17 protein-coding genes are annotated in these 18,152 nt (G+C 37.7%); 7 read left to right on the forward strand and 10 right to left on the reverse strand.

The features are described 5' to 3' along the window. Positions 1-149: 149 nt before the first annotated feature. The 4 genes from BWD42_RS19450 to BWD42_RS19465 all read right to left on the reverse strand — a co-directional run bounded on the left by BWD42_RS19450 (position 150) and on the right by BWD42_RS19465 (position 1,884). Positions 150-758, reverse strand: coding sequence for a superoxide dismutase (locus BWD42_RS19450; RefSeq protein WP_077438085.1), 609 nt, complete (start codon positions 756-758; stop codon positions 150-152). 101 nt (positions 759-859) lie between these two features. Beyond that, positions 860-1,327: a nucleoside deaminase gene (locus BWD42_RS19455; RefSeq protein ID WP_077438086.1), complete on the reverse strand. Its 468-nt coding sequence runs from the start codon at positions 1,325-1,327 to the stop codon at positions 860-862. Between the two features lie 9 nt (positions 1,328-1,336). Next, a complete protein-coding gene (locus BWD42_RS19460; RefSeq protein WP_077438087.1) occupies positions 1,337-1,678 on the reverse strand; it encodes a tRNA-binding protein in 342 nt (113 codons plus the stop codon). Continuing rightward, the gene (locus BWD42_RS19465) at positions 1,675-1,884 is read right to left on the reverse strand and encodes a hypothetical protein (protein WP_077438088.1); all 210 of its coding nucleotides are present in this window, start codon (positions 1,882-1,884) and stop codon (positions 1,675-1,677) included. The genes BWD42_RS19460 and BWD42_RS19465 overlap by 4 nt, the downstream gene beginning before the upstream one ends. Before the next feature lie 88 nt (positions 1,885-1,972). Between BWD42_RS19465 and BWD42_RS19470 the strand changes: the two genes are divergently transcribed. The 5 genes from BWD42_RS19470 (at position 1,973) to BWD42_RS19490 (ending at position 10,129) form a co-directional block, all read left to right on the forward strand. After that, positions 1,973-2,569 carry a porin family protein gene (locus tag BWD42_RS19470; protein ID WP_077438089.1) on the forward strand — a complete coding sequence of 199 codons (597 nt, stop codon included), beginning with the start codon at positions 1,973-1,975 and terminating at the stop codon, positions 2,567-2,569. A gap of 172 nt (positions 2,570-2,741) precedes the next feature. After that, positions 2,742-3,512 (forward strand): succinate dehydrogenase cytochrome b subunit, encoded by a 771-nt coding sequence (locus BWD42_RS19475; RefSeq protein ID WP_077438090.1) that lies wholly within the window; start codon positions 2,742-2,744, stop codon positions 3,510-3,512. A gap of 57 nt (positions 3,513-3,569) precedes the next feature. After that, complete coding sequence (locus BWD42_RS19480) at positions 3,570-5,504, forward strand: fumarate reductase/succinate dehydrogenase flavoprotein subunit (RefSeq protein ID WP_077438091.1); 1,935 nt, start codon at positions 3,570-3,572, stop codon at positions 5,502-5,504. Between the two features lie 14 nt (positions 5,505-5,518). Further along, entirely contained in the window at positions 5,519-6,292 is a 774-nt protein-coding gene (locus BWD42_RS19485) for a succinate dehydrogenase/fumarate reductase iron-sulfur subunit (protein ID WP_175992101.1), read from the forward strand. 90 nt (positions 6,293-6,382) lie between these two features. Continuing rightward, a complete protein-coding gene (locus tag BWD42_RS19490) occupies positions 6,383-10,129 on the forward strand; it encodes a HAMP domain-containing sensor histidine kinase (protein WP_077438092.1) in 3,747 nt (1,248 codons plus the stop codon). Positions 10,130-10,609: 480 nt separating this feature from the next. On the opposite strand, the gene BWD42_RS19495 is transcribed toward BWD42_RS19490, so the two are convergent. The 3 genes from BWD42_RS19495 to BWD42_RS19505 all read right to left on the reverse strand — a co-directional run bounded on the left by BWD42_RS19495 (position 10,610) and on the right by BWD42_RS19505 (position 13,635). Beyond that, entirely contained in the window at positions 10,610-11,536 is a 927-nt protein-coding gene (locus tag BWD42_RS19495) for a hypothetical protein (protein ID WP_139351219.1), read from the reverse strand. 104 nt (positions 11,537-11,640) lie between these two features. After that, positions 11,641-12,792: a GDP-mannose 4,6-dehydratase gene (gene gmd, locus BWD42_RS19500; RefSeq protein ID WP_077438094.1), complete on the reverse strand. Its 1,152-nt coding sequence runs from the start codon at positions 12,790-12,792 to the stop codon at positions 11,641-11,643. Positions 12,793-13,071: 279 nt separating this feature from the next. Beyond that, the gene (locus tag BWD42_RS19505; protein WP_077438303.1) at positions 13,072-13,635 is read right to left on the reverse strand and encodes a lipocalin family protein; all 564 of its coding nucleotides are present in this window, start codon (positions 13,633-13,635) and stop codon (positions 13,072-13,074) included. Between the two features lie 471 nt (positions 13,636-14,106). On the opposite strand from BWD42_RS19505, the gene BWD42_RS19515 reads away from it, so the two are divergent. Beyond that, a complete protein-coding gene (locus BWD42_RS19515) occupies positions 14,107-15,021 on the forward strand; it encodes a lysylphosphatidylglycerol synthase transmembrane domain-containing protein (protein WP_077438096.1) in 915 nt (304 codons plus the stop codon). A gap of 2 nt (positions 15,022-15,023) precedes the next feature. Further along, positions 15,024-15,731 (forward strand): SDR family NAD(P)-dependent oxidoreductase, encoded by a 708-nt coding sequence (locus BWD42_RS19520; protein ID WP_077438097.1) that lies wholly within the window; start codon positions 15,024-15,026, stop codon positions 15,729-15,731. A gap of 168 nt (positions 15,732-15,899) precedes the next feature. Here the strand turns inward: BWD42_RS19520 and BWD42_RS19525 are convergent, their stop codons facing one another. The 3 genes from BWD42_RS19525 to BWD42_RS19535 are packed head-to-tail and all read right to left on the reverse strand — an operon-like array spanning position 15,900 to position 18,136. After that, positions 15,900-17,276: an alpha/beta hydrolase family protein gene (locus BWD42_RS19525; RefSeq protein WP_077438098.1), complete on the reverse strand. Its 1,377-nt coding sequence runs from the start codon at positions 17,274-17,276 to the stop codon at positions 15,900-15,902. Between the two features lie 10 nt (positions 17,277-17,286). Beyond that, positions 17,287-17,871: a YIP1 family protein gene (locus BWD42_RS19530; RefSeq protein ID WP_077438099.1), complete on the reverse strand. Its 585-nt coding sequence runs from the start codon at positions 17,869-17,871 to the stop codon at positions 17,287-17,289. Next, positions 17,861-18,136, reverse strand: a complete 276-nt coding sequence (locus BWD42_RS19535) for a DUF2089 family protein (RefSeq protein ID WP_077438100.1) — start codon at positions 18,134-18,136, stop codon at positions 17,861-17,863. The genes BWD42_RS19530 and BWD42_RS19535 overlap by 11 nt, the downstream gene beginning before the upstream one ends. Between the last annotated feature and the right edge of the window lie 16 nt (positions 18,137-18,152).

Below are 18,152 nucleotides of genomic sequence, written 5' to 3' on the forward strand. Positions count from 1 at the left end.
GACAGCGATTTGTGTGTAAACCTCTGTATTTCATATATCCGGCAATAAATTGCAAAAACACATACCGTATTACCCCTATATCCCTTAAAGCAAAGAAGCGACAATAAATTCTTATTGTCGCTTCCTTTTGTACTTATCAAAATGGTCAATTATTTTGCGGCAGCATAATTTTGTGCTACGGCATCCCAATTGATTACATTAAAGATTTCCTCCAAATAAGCTGGACGTTTATTTTGGAATTTCAAGTAATATGCATGTTCCCAAACATCAATACCTAAAATTGGTGTTCCTTTTACTTCAGCAACATCCATCAATGGATTGTCTTGATTTGGTGTAGAAGTTACCGCTAATTTACCATCAGCTCCTACGATCAGCCATGCCCAGCCCGATCCAAAACGTGTAGCACCTGCAGCTTGAAGTTGTTTTTTCAATTCATCAAATGAACCAAAAGCAGCATTGATTGCTTCTGCCAATTCACCTGTTGGAGCTCCTCCAGCATTTGGCCCCAAAACTTTCCAAAATAAAGAGTGGTTATAGTGGCCACCACCATTGTTACGAACCGCTGCAGAATATTTACTTACATTCTTGATGATATCCAATAAAGATAAGTTCTCTGCATCTGTTCCTGCGATAGCTTTATTTAAGTTGTCCACGTATGCCTGATGGTGTCTGTCATGGTGGATTTCCATTGTAGTCTTGTCAATATGTGGTTCTAATGCGTCGGCTGCGTATGGTAACGCTTCTAATTCAAATGCCATATCTATTTTATTTTAAATGTTTATTACTTCGTTTATATATACAAATATAACACAATATAGCCTGTTATGTTTTTATGTGTTACAATAAATTCTATATTTCGTTAACGTTTTTGACGAAAAAATGATTTTACCAAATCGGCGCATTCATCCTGCAAAACACCTTGGGTAACGACGGTCTTGGGGTGTAATATTTTATCATGGAAATGAGAATAACCCCGCTTTTCATCCTTGGCACCATAGACAATTTTACTGATATGTGTCCAATATGCTGCACCAGCACACATGATACAGGGTTCTATGGTCACATATAACGTGCAGTCGTCCAGATATTTTCCACCAAGATAATTTGCTGCTGCTGTAAAGGCTTGCATTTCAGCATGAGCCGTTACATCATTCAATCGCTGTGTGAGATTATGCCCTTTACCGATAATACGTCCTTTATGAACGATAACAGCACCAATAGGAACCTCCCCCTCTTCAAAAGCTTTCTTTGCCTCATTTAGCGCCATGCGCATAAATGACTCGTCGCTATCGATTAATTGTGTTCCTTCAAAATCTATAAATGTCATGCCACAAACTTAACTAAGTTTCGACCCATTTGGTAATTTTCTGTCCACAGAAGTCAAAATAATATCCCCGTTTTCATCTGCAAAACCCGTTACCAAACACTCGGAGAAAAAATTGGCAATCTGTTTCCTTGGAAAATTCACCACTGCGACAACCTGTTTTCCGACCAGTTCTTCCTTACTATAATGTACTGTAATCTGGGCACTACTTTGTAATATACCAATTTCACTTCCAAAATCAAGCTTTAATTGATAAGCCGGCTTTTTAGCTTTTGGAAAATCCTGCACCTCCAAAATGGTTCCGACCCGTAAATCTACTTTTTCAAAATCTGCCCAACTAATGGTATCACTCATAACCTATTGCTATTGATATCTTGAATTTCCTTACCAATTGTAAATATTATATAAGAGGGCTTGCGTCTTAAACGCGACGAGAGTCTATTGATCAATTTATCTTCCTCACCTGCCTGAAAAGCCAGATCCTCATCACTTAGATGGTTGTACTTGCGACGGAGTTTTTCTTTGGCAACCTGCCATTGGTCTTCGTTAATTTTCAGCATAACTATGATTTAGGTATAAAATTTGTATATCTTTACCAAACTTGTAAAAGTTTGTTTAAAGATACAATATATACATAAATAAAAGATTATGAAAAAGATTTTACCAGCATTACTCTTAATTTGTGGTAGCATAGCAACTGCTCAAGCACAGCTTTTACCTGGCTTTGAGGTCGGTTTAAAAGGAGCTTTAAACTTCTCTAAGTTTAAAAGTGATGGCAAATATTTCAATTCCGACAATAAAGCAGGGTATCAGGCAGGTCTTTATGGCCGTGTTGGCGTTTTAGGATTTCACGTTCAGCCTGAGGTCTATTTAACAGGAAAAAATACAAAAGTAACTAATGCTGAAGGAGAATCAACTGACGTTAAATTTACAACTGTTGATATTCCTGTGTTATTAGGTAAACGTTTTGGTTTAGGCCCGATTGGCGCGCGAATCCAAACCGGTCCAATCTTTTCATTTAAAGTAGATGATAAACAAGATAAGGTAATTGCTAACTTAGACCCAAATAACTACAAGAAAAGTGGCACATCTTGGGCATTTGGTGTTGGTGCTGATATCTCAAGCTTGCGTGTAGACTTACGTTATGAAATGGGTTTAAACAAAGTTAATAACGAAAGCCAGGCAAATCCAAAAATCAACATGTGGAGTATCGGTTTAGGCTATAGATTATTCAGTATTCTATAGCACGCTAACTCGAGTACATATACGAGCAAAAAAGTCCGTTTTTATTCAAAACGGACTTTTTATTTTAAAAAACTTTAGAACCGTTCTAAATTATTGCTTTTTCTTGTCAAAATGGTATCATATTTAATAGCAAATAGTAGATTTGCCTAATTAAAATTAAATTACAAGGATAATGAGTAAATCAAAGCCAGTTTTCAGTTCTTCGATTGGGAAGAAGCTAATCATGAGCTTAACAGGAATCTTCCTATGTTTATTCCTAGTTGTTCACTTGGTTGGTAACTTGCAATTATTTAAAGATGATGCGGGTCTAGCGTTCAACAAATACGCTTATTTCATGACTCACTTTACACCAATCAAAGTTGTTTCTTACTTATTGTACGCTTCGGTCATCGTTCACGTCATCTACGCCATTACATTGTCGATGAAAAACAAAGCCGCCCGTCCTATTGGTTATGCCAAATATGATGGTCAAGCAAACAGTAAGTGGAATTCACGCAACATGGGTATCTTAGGTACTGTCATTTTAGTATTCTTAGCGACGCACATGTCAAATTTTTGGTGGAAGTTTCACAATGATCAGGTACCTTACATCGAATACCGTACTGATTTGGCAACTGGACAGACAACAGCGAGAGAACTTCAAGCTTCTGAATTCCACGACTACCAAGAAACGGTAGAAAACAATGTTCAAATCTTGAAAGCAAGAGATTTGTACAAACAAGTTGACTTTGCCTTCAAAAATGTAGCTTTAGTCGCTTTATACATTATTGCAATGGCGGCTTTGGCATTCCACTTAATTCACGGTTTCCAGTCCGCGTTCCAAACTTTAGGTTTTAACCACAGAAGATATATTGGAATTATCAGAGCAATCGGAGTTTGGGTATTTGGAGTATTAATTCCAATTGGCTTTGCAATAATGCCATTGTTTTTCTTCTTTAAATAATTCAGAATCTTTTAAGATAAGGTTTAGGCCTTATGATTCAATATAAAATTAAGAGATATGTTAGATTCAAAAGTACCAGCGGGCCCATTAGCCCAAAAGTGGTCAAATCATAAATTTAATCTTAAGTTGGTTAACCCTGCTAACAAACGTAAATTTACCATTATCGTTGTTGGTACAGGTCTTGCTGGTGCATCCGCGGCAGCATCTTTAGCTGAGTTAGGATATAATGTAATTACTTTCTGTTACCAAGATTCACCTCGTCGGGCGCACTCTATTGCGGCTCAAGGTGGTATTAATGCGGCAAAGAGCTACCAAAATGATGGTGACTCTGTATTCCGTTTATTTTACGATACAATCAAAGGTGGTGACTACCGCTCACGCGAGGCAAACGTTTACCGTTTGGCCGAAGTATCTGTAAACATCATTGACCAATGTGTTGCACAAGGTGTTCCTTTTGCGCGTGAATACGGAGGTTTATTGGACAACCGTTCTTTCGGTGGTGCACAGGTAAGCCGTACATTCTACGCACGTGGTCAAACTGGACAACAGTTATTGTTGGGTGCTTATTCAGCATTAAACCGTCAAATCAAAAAAGGAAAAGTAAAATCATATACGCGTCATGAGATGTTGGATTTGGTCATGATCGACGGTCATGCCAAAGGTATCGTAACTCGTGACTTGGTATCGGGTAAGGTTGAAACACATGCAGCACATGCTGTATTGATGTGTACTGGTGGTTATGGTAACGTATTCTTCTTGTCTACAAACGCAATGGGATGTAACGTTACAGCAGCTTGGAGAGCGCACAAACGTGGTGCTTACTTCGCTAACCCTTGTTACACGCAAATTCACCCAACTTGTATTCCTGTAACTGGAGATCATCAATCCAAATTGACATTGATGTCTGAGTCTTTACGTAACGACGGCCGTGTATGGGTTCCTAAGACTCAGGAAATGGCTGAGAAGTTGCGCAAAGGCGAAATCAAAGCCAATGATATCAAAGAAGACGACAGAGATTATTTCTTGGAACGTAAATACCCTTCATTCGGTAACTTAGTGCCTCGTGACGTAGCATCACGTAATGCAAAAGAAGCTGTTGATGATGGTCGTGGTGTTGGTAAAACTGGTTTCGCGGTATTCTTGGATTTCAAAGAAGCGATCGGTCGTTTAGGCGAAGATGCTGTACGTGCTAAATATGGTAACTTATTTGACATGTACTACCAGATCACTGACGAAAACCCTTATAAACAACCAATGCGTATCTACCCTGCGGTTCACTATACAATGGGTGGTGTATGGGTTGATTACAACTTGATGACGACAATCCCTGGTTTGTATGCATTAGGTGAGTGTAACTTCTCTGACCACGGTGCGAACCGCTTAGGTGCTTCGGCATTGATGCAAGGTCTTGCTGATGGTTATTTCGTTATTCCTTACACTGTGGGTGATTACCTTGCTAAATTAGGTTCTTTCGCACCAGTAGATCACAGCCATCCTGCATTCGAATCTACACGTAAAGAGGTCGAAGCAAAAATCAACAAATTGTTATCATTAAATGGTACACAAACTGTTGATGATATCCACAAAAAATTAGGCCACATCATGTGGGAATATTGTGGAATGGCTCGTACAGCTGAAGGATTACAAAAAGCACAAGGTTTGATCCAGGAATTGAAAAAAGAATTCTGGACGAATGTTAGAGTTCTTGGAGAAAACGAAGAATTAAATCTTTCTTTAGAGAAAGCTGGCCGTGTAGCAGACTTCTTGGAATTGGGTGAATTAATGGTTGTGGATGCATTGCAACGCGCTGAGTCTTGTGGTGGTCACTTCCGTCTGGAAAGCCAAACTGAAGAAGGTGAAGCAAAACGTAATGACGAGGAATTCGCTTATGTATCTGCTTGGGAATACAAAGGAGACAATGTACCAGAGCAATTACACAAGGAAGACTTGGTATTCGAAAACGTTCAGTTAACACAAAGAAGTTATAAATAAGAAGGAAAATTATCATGGCACAACATATGAATTTAACGCTGAAAGTTTGGCGTCAAAAAAATGATAAAGATAAAGGTCAATTTGTAACTTATCAGGCAAATAACATCGCTGATGATATGTCTTTCTTAGAGATGCTTGATATTGTGAATGAGGAATTGACACGTAAAGGTGAAGACCCTGTATATTTCGATCACGACTGTCGTGAAGGAATCTGCGGAATGTGTTCATTAGTTATCAACGGTCGTCCACATGGTCCTAAAGAAGGTACGACAACATGTCAATTACACATGCGTAGCTTCCACGATGGACAGACGATCGTCATCGAACCTTGGAGAGCTGCGGCATTTCCAGTGTTGAAAGACCTAGCAGTTGATCGTACGGCTTTTGACCGCATTCAACAAGCAGGTGGATATGTAAATATCAATACAGGTGGTGTTCCTGACGCCAATACAATTCCTATTCCTAAACGTATTGCTGATGAAGCTTTCGAATCGGCTACATGTATCGGTTGTGGTGCTTGTGTTGCAGCTTGTAAAAATGCTTCTGCAATGTTATTCGTTTCGGCTAAAGTATCTCAATTCGCATTGTTACCTCAAGGTCAAACTGAGCGTTACGAACGTGCACAAGCAATGGTAGATCAAATGGATGCTGAAGGTTTTGGTAACTGTACGAATACCGGTGCTTGCGAAGCAGAATGTCCGGTAGGTATTAAATTAACGAATATCGCTCGTTTAAACCGCGAGTATTTGACTGCTAAAATCTTCAGACAAGAAGAACCACACGCATAATAGCGCGTTTAGCATAAAATAATATAAAAGTCCTTGCCCTAAGAAAGCAAGGACTTTTTTTTATATTTACAATAATGTAAATTGACTCACGTGAATTCTGGTATAAAAATTCGTTTACTACTACTGATCTTAACACTTTGCTTTATAGGAACAGCGATCACCATCAAAGAATCTGTTACAAATAAAGAAATACTTGATATTGATACAAAATCGCTCAATGATTATATAACCGAACAAGAGAAAAAAGTAGACCGCATTTTTAAGGACTCACTGCTGCTAAAAACATTCAAGAATTACGATCAATATCCTATAGCTGTCTATCAAGCTTTTGAAAGGTATAAAAATGATGAAAAGGTTTATCTATTCCTATTTAAGGATCACGAACCGAAAATGTGGAGCACACATTTATTTGTTCCCATTACTGATCAGGGTTTTCTGGAAAAGTCCAATTTTGTACAGGATGATAATCGTTCCTACATCGTTCGTAAAAAAACAATTGGAAATATAAGTATACTTGCCTATGTCCTTGTTAAGCCTTATACCAATAACAATAATCCGTATTTAAACTCTTCTTTACGACGAAATTTCTTCGACACACGAAATATTGACATTGCATCTTATACCGATACGGTTGCAATCAAAAATATCTATAGTTCGGAGGGATCCTATCTGTTTTCCGTTAAGCTCAAAGAAGGTGATCACGAAAATATCTATACCATTTTGCAGTTCTTCTGCTGGTTACTGGCATGGATTGCTCTATTGATATTCTTCAATAGCCTCTGTCTACACATGGCTAAGACCAGAAGAGCTTGGGCAGCGGTAGCACTACTCGCAGGCGTATTTATTCTTGTCAAATTCGCGGATCTGAAATGGAATTTGCTTTCTGAAAATGCGACGTTCGCTATATTCGATTCCCGCAACTATGCTTACAATAGCTTCTTCCCTAATATTTGGTCCGTTTTATCAACCACAATATTGATCCTCTGGCTCATACTATTTATCTATTCTATTCGTAAAGAACTCAATTTCGATAAAATAAAAGCCCTCCGGATCTTTAAACTCCCTATTGCGATTGGATTTGTCCTAAGTATATACTTATTCTTTGCGCTTTTATATGATATAGCCGGTACGTTAATTACCCATTCAAATAATATCTATTTTGACTTTACCAAACTCGTTGATCTACATTTCCTAAGCTGGGTGGATCTTGGTATCGTTGGCATGGGGATTTTAGCATTGAGTATTTATATTGACCTCGTATTATTCTTTCTTAAAAAGTTAGAATTAAAGCCCACCCAACTATTAAATATTCAATTAGCAAGTGTCATTTTTGTCATTCTCGTTATTTCAATCTACATTGAAAAAAACAGCCTTGTTAATCTGCTTTTAGCTTTAATTATTCTAATAAAATCCTTTGGCGAGAAATATTTCGACAGGCATATATTGACGAACTACATTGCTGTTTTGATTCTTTGGGCTATCATAAGTACAATTACTCATGCACGTTTCTACCAAGAACGGGATCTTATTGACATGAAGATATTATTGAACAATCTACAGTCAGAAGACGATCTAAATGCTGTTTCACTATTTTCGGACATTGAAAGTGGTATCTCCAATGATAAAGAATTAAAACACCTCTTTAACATCAGTCTTCCCAATACCAATACAGAGGGAATCAATGACTTCATCAAGAAGAAATACTTTAGTGGATACCTCTCCAAATATGAATTTAAGGCCTATTACTATAATCAGAATAATATTCCAATAAATCCAAATGATCAAAACAGAATTAATGAGTATAGGGAAAAAGTAATCAACAAGTCGATAAAAGTTACTCAAAATTTCTACCGTGCCAGTGCTGAACTGGGAACCCATGAATACTTTTCGATCATTCCAGTGGCAATTGATCAAAATAGGATCATCAACGTAATCATCAATCTTTCAAATAAGGATTTTAGCTACACGGTACCCTATCCCGAGATATTAACAGATATGCGGATTAATAATTCGCAATACTATAATAAGGACGACTATTCGATTGCTTTGTATAAGGGTGGTTCGTTGGTTACCCAGTTTGGAAAATATACGTATGAAAATAACCTCCGGGGATTAAATGCTACACCAGGAAAATATATTGAAATACTGGATCGAGATTCGTACCTGCACATTGCGTATGTGGCTAATAGCTTTTCAACTTATATCATTAGTAAACAAAAGCCTTCTTTCTGGGATTATATAGCTACAACCTCCTTTCTGTTTTTGATTTTTTTCATGATCTTCATGGTTTTCCATTATGCGACATCATTTTATATCTTTCTCAAGAATACGAAACTTACCGTCCGTAACTTAAAATATCAGTTCTATAAAATCATCAACAAAATACAGTATTCTACACGTATTCAGACCTCTATTATTTCTTCGGTTATATTAGCCATTCTGATATCAGCTGTAATTTCATATATCAGCATAAATAAACAGCTTTACAACAATAACAGAAATAGCAAAGAGCGCTTTATCATCGAGCTAGGTAAACGGATGGAAAATATGTTGACTTATACCGACCAGGTTTCTAATGAAAATCAGCTTATTAGTATTCTAAAGACTTTATCGGAAACAATATCCAAGGATTTCAACTTATACTCAAAATCGGGCAGGTTACTCTATAGTTCCCAGCGCAGAATTTATGATCTGGAACTTTTCTCCACATTTATTAATCCGGCAGCGCTCAAAAACCTCTCCCTACTCAAAAAATCAGAAACAATAGAAGATGAGCGTATCGGAACGTTCCAGTTTGAGACGAGTTATGCCACAATAAGAGACAAAGATTATAGTACATTGGCCTATATCGGCATCCCGAACTTCTCCCTTCAAAAAGAAGAGAATATCAATAAAAATCTATTATTAAACACCATTGTCAATATTTATTCACTCATTATCATTGGCTTTGGTTTTTATGCAACTTTCGTGGCCAATAGTGTTACCAATCCACTCAGTATAATCAGTAAAAAAATATCCCAATTACGATTAGGACAACCCAACGAACCTTTATTCTGGCAACGAAATGACGAAATAGGTACATTGATCAAAGAGTACAACCTCATGATCATCAAGCTGGAAGACTACGCCAATAAAATAAAGGATACCGAACGTGAATCGACCTGGCGGGAAATGGCTCAGCAGATTGCACATGAGATCAAAAATCCGCTAACGCCAATGAAATTAGGCATACAGCAGCTCAGAAGATCATACAAAGATGATGATCCGAGATTCCCAGATCGCTTCAATAAATTCTCAACTTCATTTATTGAACAAATCGATGCTTTAACACAAATCGCTTCGGAGTTTTCTCATTTTGCAAAATTTCCAACGACAGTAATGGAAAATATTAATATTGTGGAGAAGATAACGAAGTCGATATCAGTATACGATAACACACCAAATGTCAATATCCGATTAATAAATAACGCTGATCAGAAAACCTTAATTGTTAAGGCAGATGGAAATGAGTTATTGCGCACGTTCAATAATTTGATAAAAAATGCCATTGAAGGAGGTTATGGACGAAAAAACATGAAGATAGACATCTCTATCGAACGATACTCCGATAAATTTGTCAAAATAGATGTCAAAGATAATGGCTATGGCATTCCTGAAGCAATGAAAGATAAAATATTCCAGATCAACTTTACGACAAAAAGTTCTGGAAATGGTCTTGGCTTGGTGCTTGTGAAGAAAACTATTGAAGCGAGTAATGGGCAGATATATTTTGAGACAACGGAGGGTGAAGGCACGACATTCCATATTTTACTGCCCCTGCAACAAATAGAGTCTTAGTTATCGTGGATTTTAGAATATCCACGATCAAAACTTTCCTCATAAAGAGCCCTGGGTATTTATCGAAAAACCATGATCCAAGGGCAAGGAATACCATCAAAAGCTTCCGTAAATCCTTATTTATAGAAATTACATCGCTTATATGTTCCGCATGCCTTTAGTCCCTTTGCGCTGAGGGCTATAGGAAGCGAGATCCCGAGAAAACAAGAATTGCCAGGAAAACTTGATTAAGCAAATAATTCTATCCGTTGTGATCTATTTTGAAGCTTAGTCCGCGAGTCTCGGTTAGTTCGATTCCTCAAGCAAACAAGGGTGAAAGACCGATATGAAATTGATTTGCAGAATAATGGAAGCCAGCAAAATGTAGCACTAGGCCCAGCAATGAATATTTAAAATTTCTGTGGAAAGTGCCTATACTAAATTAAAAAAGCGGCAGCCCGTATTTGGACTGCCGCTTTTTTAATTTAGTAAAGTATATCCTTAGCGTAATACGACAGCTGATCTACCCATGATCGCATTATCCTCATAAAGCAATACGGTATATGCTCCTTTAGCAAAACCATCTTCAGCAGCCCAATATACGACATAATCTTCACCCTTATTCGTAAACAAAATATTATGCTTAAACGTATACTGTAGTTTTTCGCCATGCACCAAGAAAATATTATCTCCCTGCACGACAAGATTCCCTTGAGGGTCGATGATTCTTATGAAAATGTCACGTTCTCCAATTTTAGCAAGCGGGTTGTCTGCGACAGTAAAATTGATCTTTAATTTATCTACGCGCTTCGCACGTTCTTCAACAGATTCCTTTCCATTTCTTTTAATTTCAAGCCCGTTGATACTTATATTTGACACTTTCAACGCAGATGCTGTGGTCACCTTTTCCTTCAATTCAGAATTAGTCGTGGTCAAAGAATTAATTTGTTTATTTTTCTCGACTACAGACTCATTCAAATTCGAATTTTGCTTCGATAAAATCTGATTCTCTTGAATCAATCGCTGAACATCTACGCGATAGTTATCAACCTGCTTTTTTAACAGGTTTATTTTGCGTTGAGCGTCATCAATATCCTTAGAATTTATACTCTTATCTTCGAGTTTCTTACGGAGCTCTGCAATCTCTGCTCGCGAATCCTCTTTTTGTACAGTCATTTCTGGAGTCAATTGAACATTTTCAATATCAATCTTATCCAATTCGGCTTCTATCCGATCGATCTGTACCTGAAGGTTTTCTTTTTCCACTGTTAAGGCATAGACTTTTTCTCCGTTCGTCTTAAACTTAACATAAAAATATATATTCGTTGCGAGTAATGCCGCTATCGCGATGATGAAGAAATACACCTTAGAAGAATCTTTCTTCTTTTCGTCTTCCTTTTTACTCGAAACAACTTCTGAATTCATCATAATACATGCACTGTCATTTTCATCATATGAACTTAGTGATTCATACCATTTGAATGTTTAAACAAAAATTATTCCAGTTTTATTTTTTCTTTATTAATTATGAATTATTCAAAATAGTTCAGGGTCTCAAAACCACCTTGTTTCAGGTATTCTTCCTTCCTCATCAAATGAAGATCGGATTGTACCATATCCGTTACCAACATTTGCAGATCATATTTAGGTGTCCAGCCCAGTTTGGTATTTGCTTTTGTTGGATCTCCAATAAGTAAATCAACCTCGGTTGGCCGATAATAAGCGGGGTCTACCTTAACAACGGTTTGTCCGAATTTAATCAATGATCTATCAATATTTAATGCGGCTAGACGCTCCTCATCCACATCAATTATAACACCCTTTTCCTGCTCACCTTTCCCACTAAATTCTATTTCTATCCCCAATTCGGCAAAAGCCAAACGAACAAAATCTCTAACCGTTGTAGTAACTCCCGTTGCGATTACAAAATCCTCAGGTTTTTCCTGTTGCAGGATCAGCCACATTGCTTCAACATAATCTTTTGCATGTCCCCAGTCGCGCTGAGCAGACAGGTTTCCAAGATAAAGTTTGTCCTGTAGTCCTAATGCAATCTTTGCCACTGCCCGCGTTATTTTACGGGTCACAAAAGTTTCCCCTCTGACCGGGCTTTCGTGATTGAATAAAATTCCGTTACAGGCATACATGTTGTAAGCTTCACGATAGTTTACCGTAATCCAATAGCCGTACATTTTGGCAACGGCATAAGGACTTCTTGGATAAAAGGGAGTTGTCTCACTTTGCGGTACCGCTTGCACCAAACCATATAGCTCGGAGGTCGATGCCTGATAAATACGTGTCTTCTCAATCATTCCAAGCAATCTGACTGCTTCCAATATACGGAGCGTACCGATACCATCAGCATTAGCTGTATATTCAGGTGTATCAAAGCTTACTTTTACATGGGATTGGGCAGCAAGATTATAAATTTCATCCGGTTGAGTTTCCTGAATAACACGGATCAAATTGGTTGAGTCTGTCAAATCACCAAAATGCAATGTAAAATTTCTATTGTCAAGATGGGGATCTTGATAAAGGTGATCTATACGATCAGTATTGAACAGGGAGCTACGGCGCTTTAGCCCATGAACCTTATAACCTTTTTTCAATAGGAATTCTGCTAAATAGGCACCATCTTGACCTGTAATACCTGTTATCAATGCAGTTTTCGTGTTTTGTTCAGCCATATTTCTATTTTATATTAAGCATCTCCCCTCCTAATCCTGGGTATCATACTGTTAGCATCCGATCAATCTGTTTTTACAAGGTAATGAAGCAATCCGATTTATGGACTTCAAAAAGCGATTATCCATTCAGAACTTGCTTTTCAGTCTCATCCATCAACTCGCTCGCTTCCACTTTGAATAAATCAGGACGGATTCGGACTGTAAAAGTATTAAATTTTCAACAAAAAAAGCCATAGGAATTCCTATAGCTTTTTGTTATTCATTTTTTCTCGTTTGACCTTAGTTTACACGCGAGAAATTAAATACTAAATAAGCTTCACCATTGGCGACTGTCAACGGCATTTTCATGACCAATTTGTTCCCATCAGAATAAGACAAATCCAGGCGGTAACCTGTTGTTACATTCTTAGCTTTGTCTCCTGCGTAGATTTTTTTAAATTGGAATTGCGGCTCACCTAGACCTTTTCCCGGATTATATATAGACCAAAAAATCTCACGTGATGCGCCCGGAGCACATAGCGTACCTTGAGCATTGAACGTGATTGATCCCTTCCCATTGCCAATAAAATTCCAGTTACTACCAACAAAACACTCAGCCGGAGCTTCTTCAAAGACACTTTTAATCGTGAAAGTAGAAGGCAAATTTTCTCTATCGATTGAATTTAGTGTCCAGGTTCCTTTCACAGCAGATTTCCACTCTGAGGCGCTCGGTCCAGACGCTGCACTTGTATTGGAAGAACCATTACCAGGGTTTCCAGATGATGTACCTTGCTTTTGTGCACCACAAGAAAACAAAGTCACCGTAGCAAAAACAGTTGCTAATGATAAAACGAATCGATTCATATGTTTAAATTTTAATTTCAAATTGTATTTTTGGGGTAAATTAATCCACAGCTCATGAAGGTTACAGCCAAAAATCATACCATAAGCAAAATAATTGCAAAAACTCTTTTGAGGTTATTCATTATCCTCCTGGCCTTCGCTGCCTATCCCCTGTTCCTGGGACAAGAAGCGAAAGCAAAATTAAGCCAAATCAGTCTCGCTTTTACAAATAAGGTTTCATTCATTGCCCCTATTTTATTATTTTGTTTTATCGTTGGATTAATGATTGCCGTGCTTAAGCACAAATATAATAGAATTGACCTAAATTGGCTATTTTCCCTGGCTACTATATTTGGTATTTTATATTTGATCTTATTGTATTCAAGAATTTACCCAAGTATTGCCTAAGTTAAATTGCACAATTCGACAAAGTTCCTAACTTTGAATTTTCCAAAATCGTATAATCGATCAAGATTGGAAAAATAAACTTCTATGGATAAAAAAAAAGGTTTAAAAATCCTAAAAAACATACTAAAGATTGTCGTTACTGTAGGAGCCTTATATTGGGTTTTCAGCAAAGTTTCACTCAAAGATCTCAAAGAAGCTGTCATTAATTCAAATCCCATCTATTTATTTCTAGCGCTCTTAGCCTATAGTGTCTCAATTTTTATCTCCTCTTCCCGCTTATTGACTTTTCTACGGGCAATCGGCCTGGATGTATCAGAGAAATATAATTTAAAGCTCTACCAATTGGGTCTATTCTACAACCTTATTCTACCAGGAGGTGTAGGTGGAGATGGCTACAAGATATTCTTTCTTCGGAAAAGGTTCAGTATCAAAGGCAGGAAATTATTTACAGCCCTATTCTTAGATCGGCTAAGTGGTCTATGGGCCTTATGCCTAATCATTGCAGCTTTAATTACCTACATGCCGCAGTTGGGCATACCAAATTACTTAACGATCATATTATTTATATTGGGTAGTATCCTTTATTATTTTATCGTCACAAAATTTTTCAAAGAATATAAGGCAACTTTTTTAAAGGCACATTTAAAAGCTATAGGTGTACAATCCATGCAAGTAATTGCCGCAATTCTGATCCTTTATGCATTAGGGTTCAATGGGAAGTTCTCACCATATTTATTTCTATTTCTCGCATCTTCGTTAGTATCTATCATTCCTTTTTCAGTAGGTGGATTAGGTATGCGGGAGCTGGTCATCATGTGGGGAGCGGGCATATTTCATGTAGATTCACACAATGCCGTATTGATCACGTTGTTATTTTATATTATCTCAGCGATCGTCGCACTCTCAGGAATTTATTTTATCTTCAATCCGAAGGCAATCGGAGAGGATAAACTACCGTCTGCAGAGGAAGTTGAACAAAGTCAAAAACTAGAAGAATAAACATGGCGAATATTATTATCACAGGAGCAAGTAGTGGAGTCGGATTCGAGGCAGTGCTTGATTTGACCTCAAAAAAGGACAACAAGGTTATCGCATTGGCCCGATCAGCAGACAAATTGAGGAAACTTCACGAAATCGCAAGTCAGCTCAATTATGATGGCGGAACACTCTTCCCTGCTCAATTTGATATTGTTTATGATGACTACGCAACATTAGTACCTTTTATACAATCCAAATTCGATACTGTTGATATCCTGATTAACAATGCCGGTGCTTTAGTGAATAAACCATTTATGGAGACAAGTGGGCAGGACTTTGCAGAGATGCTTCAGACAAATATCATCGGTCATGTCAATATGATACAACAGGTTGTTCCATTCATGCATGAAGGTTCCCATATTGTTAACATCAGTAGTATGGGCGGTTTTCAGGGCTCGATGAAGTTCCCCGGTCTAGCAGCCTACTCTGCCAGTAAAGGCGCATTGGCTATTTTAACGGAATGCCTGGCGGAAGAATTTAAGGAAAGAGGGATCAAGGTTAACTGCTTAGCTTTGGGATCGTCACAAACTGAAATGTTTGAAGCTGCATTCCCAGGCATGGAGGCTGGTACGCTAGCGTTTGAAATGGGCAGATATATTGCTGATTTTGCACAGAATGGGCATAAATATTTCAATGGCAAAATCCTTCCTGTTGCCAATACAACTCCCTAATAAGTAGCGAGCAGAAAGTAACCTATTGCTAAAATATTCACTTATCAGCGTCCTATCTAAAGATCTATCGGATATAGATCTTTAGATAGGACGCTGAACTTTTAATAAACAGCTGCTGTTTAAGGTTATTAAACAATCGCTGTCATTCATACGAATATTTTGATCCAATTACTTTGCTTTCAATTTAAGCCAATTGGTGAGATCATTCATCAATTGCACGTTGAAACTTTCCGGATTTTCAAAATATTCTTCGATTTTTCCTGTTTGTGCATTTTGAAAAAGATGGTTCAGATTTGGATAGTTTTTGATAGTGACATCTGTCGTATTCAAATGCAGGCGTTGAAGTGCGTAGATATTTTCATTTGCAGGAACCTGAATATCCTTTCCTCCAAAAGAAGCAAAAATAGGCACTTTCACCTGTTTCAGATAATAAGCTGGATCGATACGTATAAAAGTTTTAAACCATGGAATCAGCATAGGACTCAATTTAATTTTCATGTCAGCTGTTAATGCATTCCCGTTGTTTTGACGGATAAGTTCTGTTTCCAATGATTCTGCCAAAACCTTCGGCGGCTCATCCCTTAATAGAATGTCATATAGCTTTCTGTTATTGCGTTTATTTACTTCTAGAGCAGGCTCAGCTAATCCAGCCACTTTTCCCAAAGCGTAACTTTGTAGGATCAATAGAGAGTCTCCTTTGAGGATAGGACCAGACAGTAAAGCAATATAGTTGACTTTATCGTTCTCCGCTGCCACCATGTCTGCTATCAAAGCCCCTTCACTATGTCCAATGACGCCTATTTTATCGGTTCTGACCATCTGCTGCGTGCTCATAAAATCCACGGCGGCATTTGCGTCTGATGCGAAGTTAATTGTTGTTGCCAAGTTAACCTCCCCTTTGGAGCCACCGATACCGCGGTCATCGTAACGCAACACCGCGAAACCGTTTTTACTGAGGTGATCGGCCAGTACCTTAAATGGTCTATGACCAAAAACTTCCGAATCTCTATTTTGTTGTCCACTTCCATTAACCAGAATAACAGCCGGAAAAGGTCCTCCTGCTTTGGGATAAGTAAGTGTTCCCGCTAAGGTAGCATTGCCCTTCACATTTTGAAACATAACCTCCTTTTCAATGTAATCATATGGAGGAAAGACATCCTGCTTACGCGAAAGCCCACTTTGCTCGCTCTCACTGCGGACCAATAACATAGGAGATTCAAAACTTCCCTGTTTCATTACACCTTTCAACACATCTTTATCCCGATCCAGGTAGCCAGTATAATATAGACCTATTGCTTTGACATCGATATATATCGAGTCCTTGTCCACTTTTATTGCATTAATAGGAAACTTTAGGGAGGTCTGCATGGGGCTTTCAAAAGTTCCAGCCCAATTATCATTGCTATCCTGCTTTAGATTGAATACCAAAAGTAATTTCTGCCCAGACACGCTCACCTCACCTTTCCATGAACCATCAAAGGTCTGTGCATCCGCACATGAGAACTGCAAACAGATCAAAAATAAATAGAGAATTTTCTTCATCATTTCTTTGCTATCAAAAATAATACTGTATACCTAAATCAAGCATAAAATATAATGCCACAAACAATATGCTTATCCAAATCTTTTTATTGTTTACGGCAACATTCATTCCTTTGACCAATAAATAGAATTGATAAAACAGCAGAAATAGCGCAGATATTCCAAATACAGCAAATAATATCATTTGGCCTTTATCTATAGTCGATAAAGTATGATCACCATTTTTTAAGGCTTCATCAATCTGTTTGGTAAATTCATCCTGATTCAGTAGTTTACCCAGTAGCAGAACCAAGTAAAGCGGAAATGGTGCAATCAAAATGACATTCAATACATCGATGATTCTGGTCCTATGGTTTAATATCCTCCCTACTACATATAATAAAATTAAAGGAGCCAAAACCATATAAACATGTACTTTTAACACCGTAATAAAGGAAACCGGTACATGGGGTCTAAAGAAATGCATAAAGCCATTAAACTGCTCCCCAGACAGATAAACAAGATAACTGGAAAACAAAAAGCCTGCGATACCTACAACAAACAGTACCCGTTCAGAAAAATCCACAAAAGGATTTAATAACAACTGCTTAATTTTCATTGATAAACGTATTTAACTTATGAATCAGATCATCTAGAATATTGCGAACAGTAGGATAAGATTTACCCATCTGGTTGGCCATCTCTTTTAAGCTACCTGAATACTTTAGAAAATTCAGAACAAACTCCTGCTCTTCGACTGTCAGTTGCATGAGTAAGGGTAAAGTAAACTTACCAACAACTTCAGTATCGCAGGAATCACAGACCAGCTTGGAGACTTTTAACTTCGCATCACAACATGGACAATTTACAGGTATTTTTTTCATTCCACAAAACAAAAGT

Origin of the sequence: Sphingobacterium sp. CZ-UAM, from assembly GCF_002000245.1 — a bacterium.
GTDB lineage: Bacteria > Bacteroidota > Bacteroidia > Sphingobacteriales > Sphingobacteriaceae > Sphingobacterium.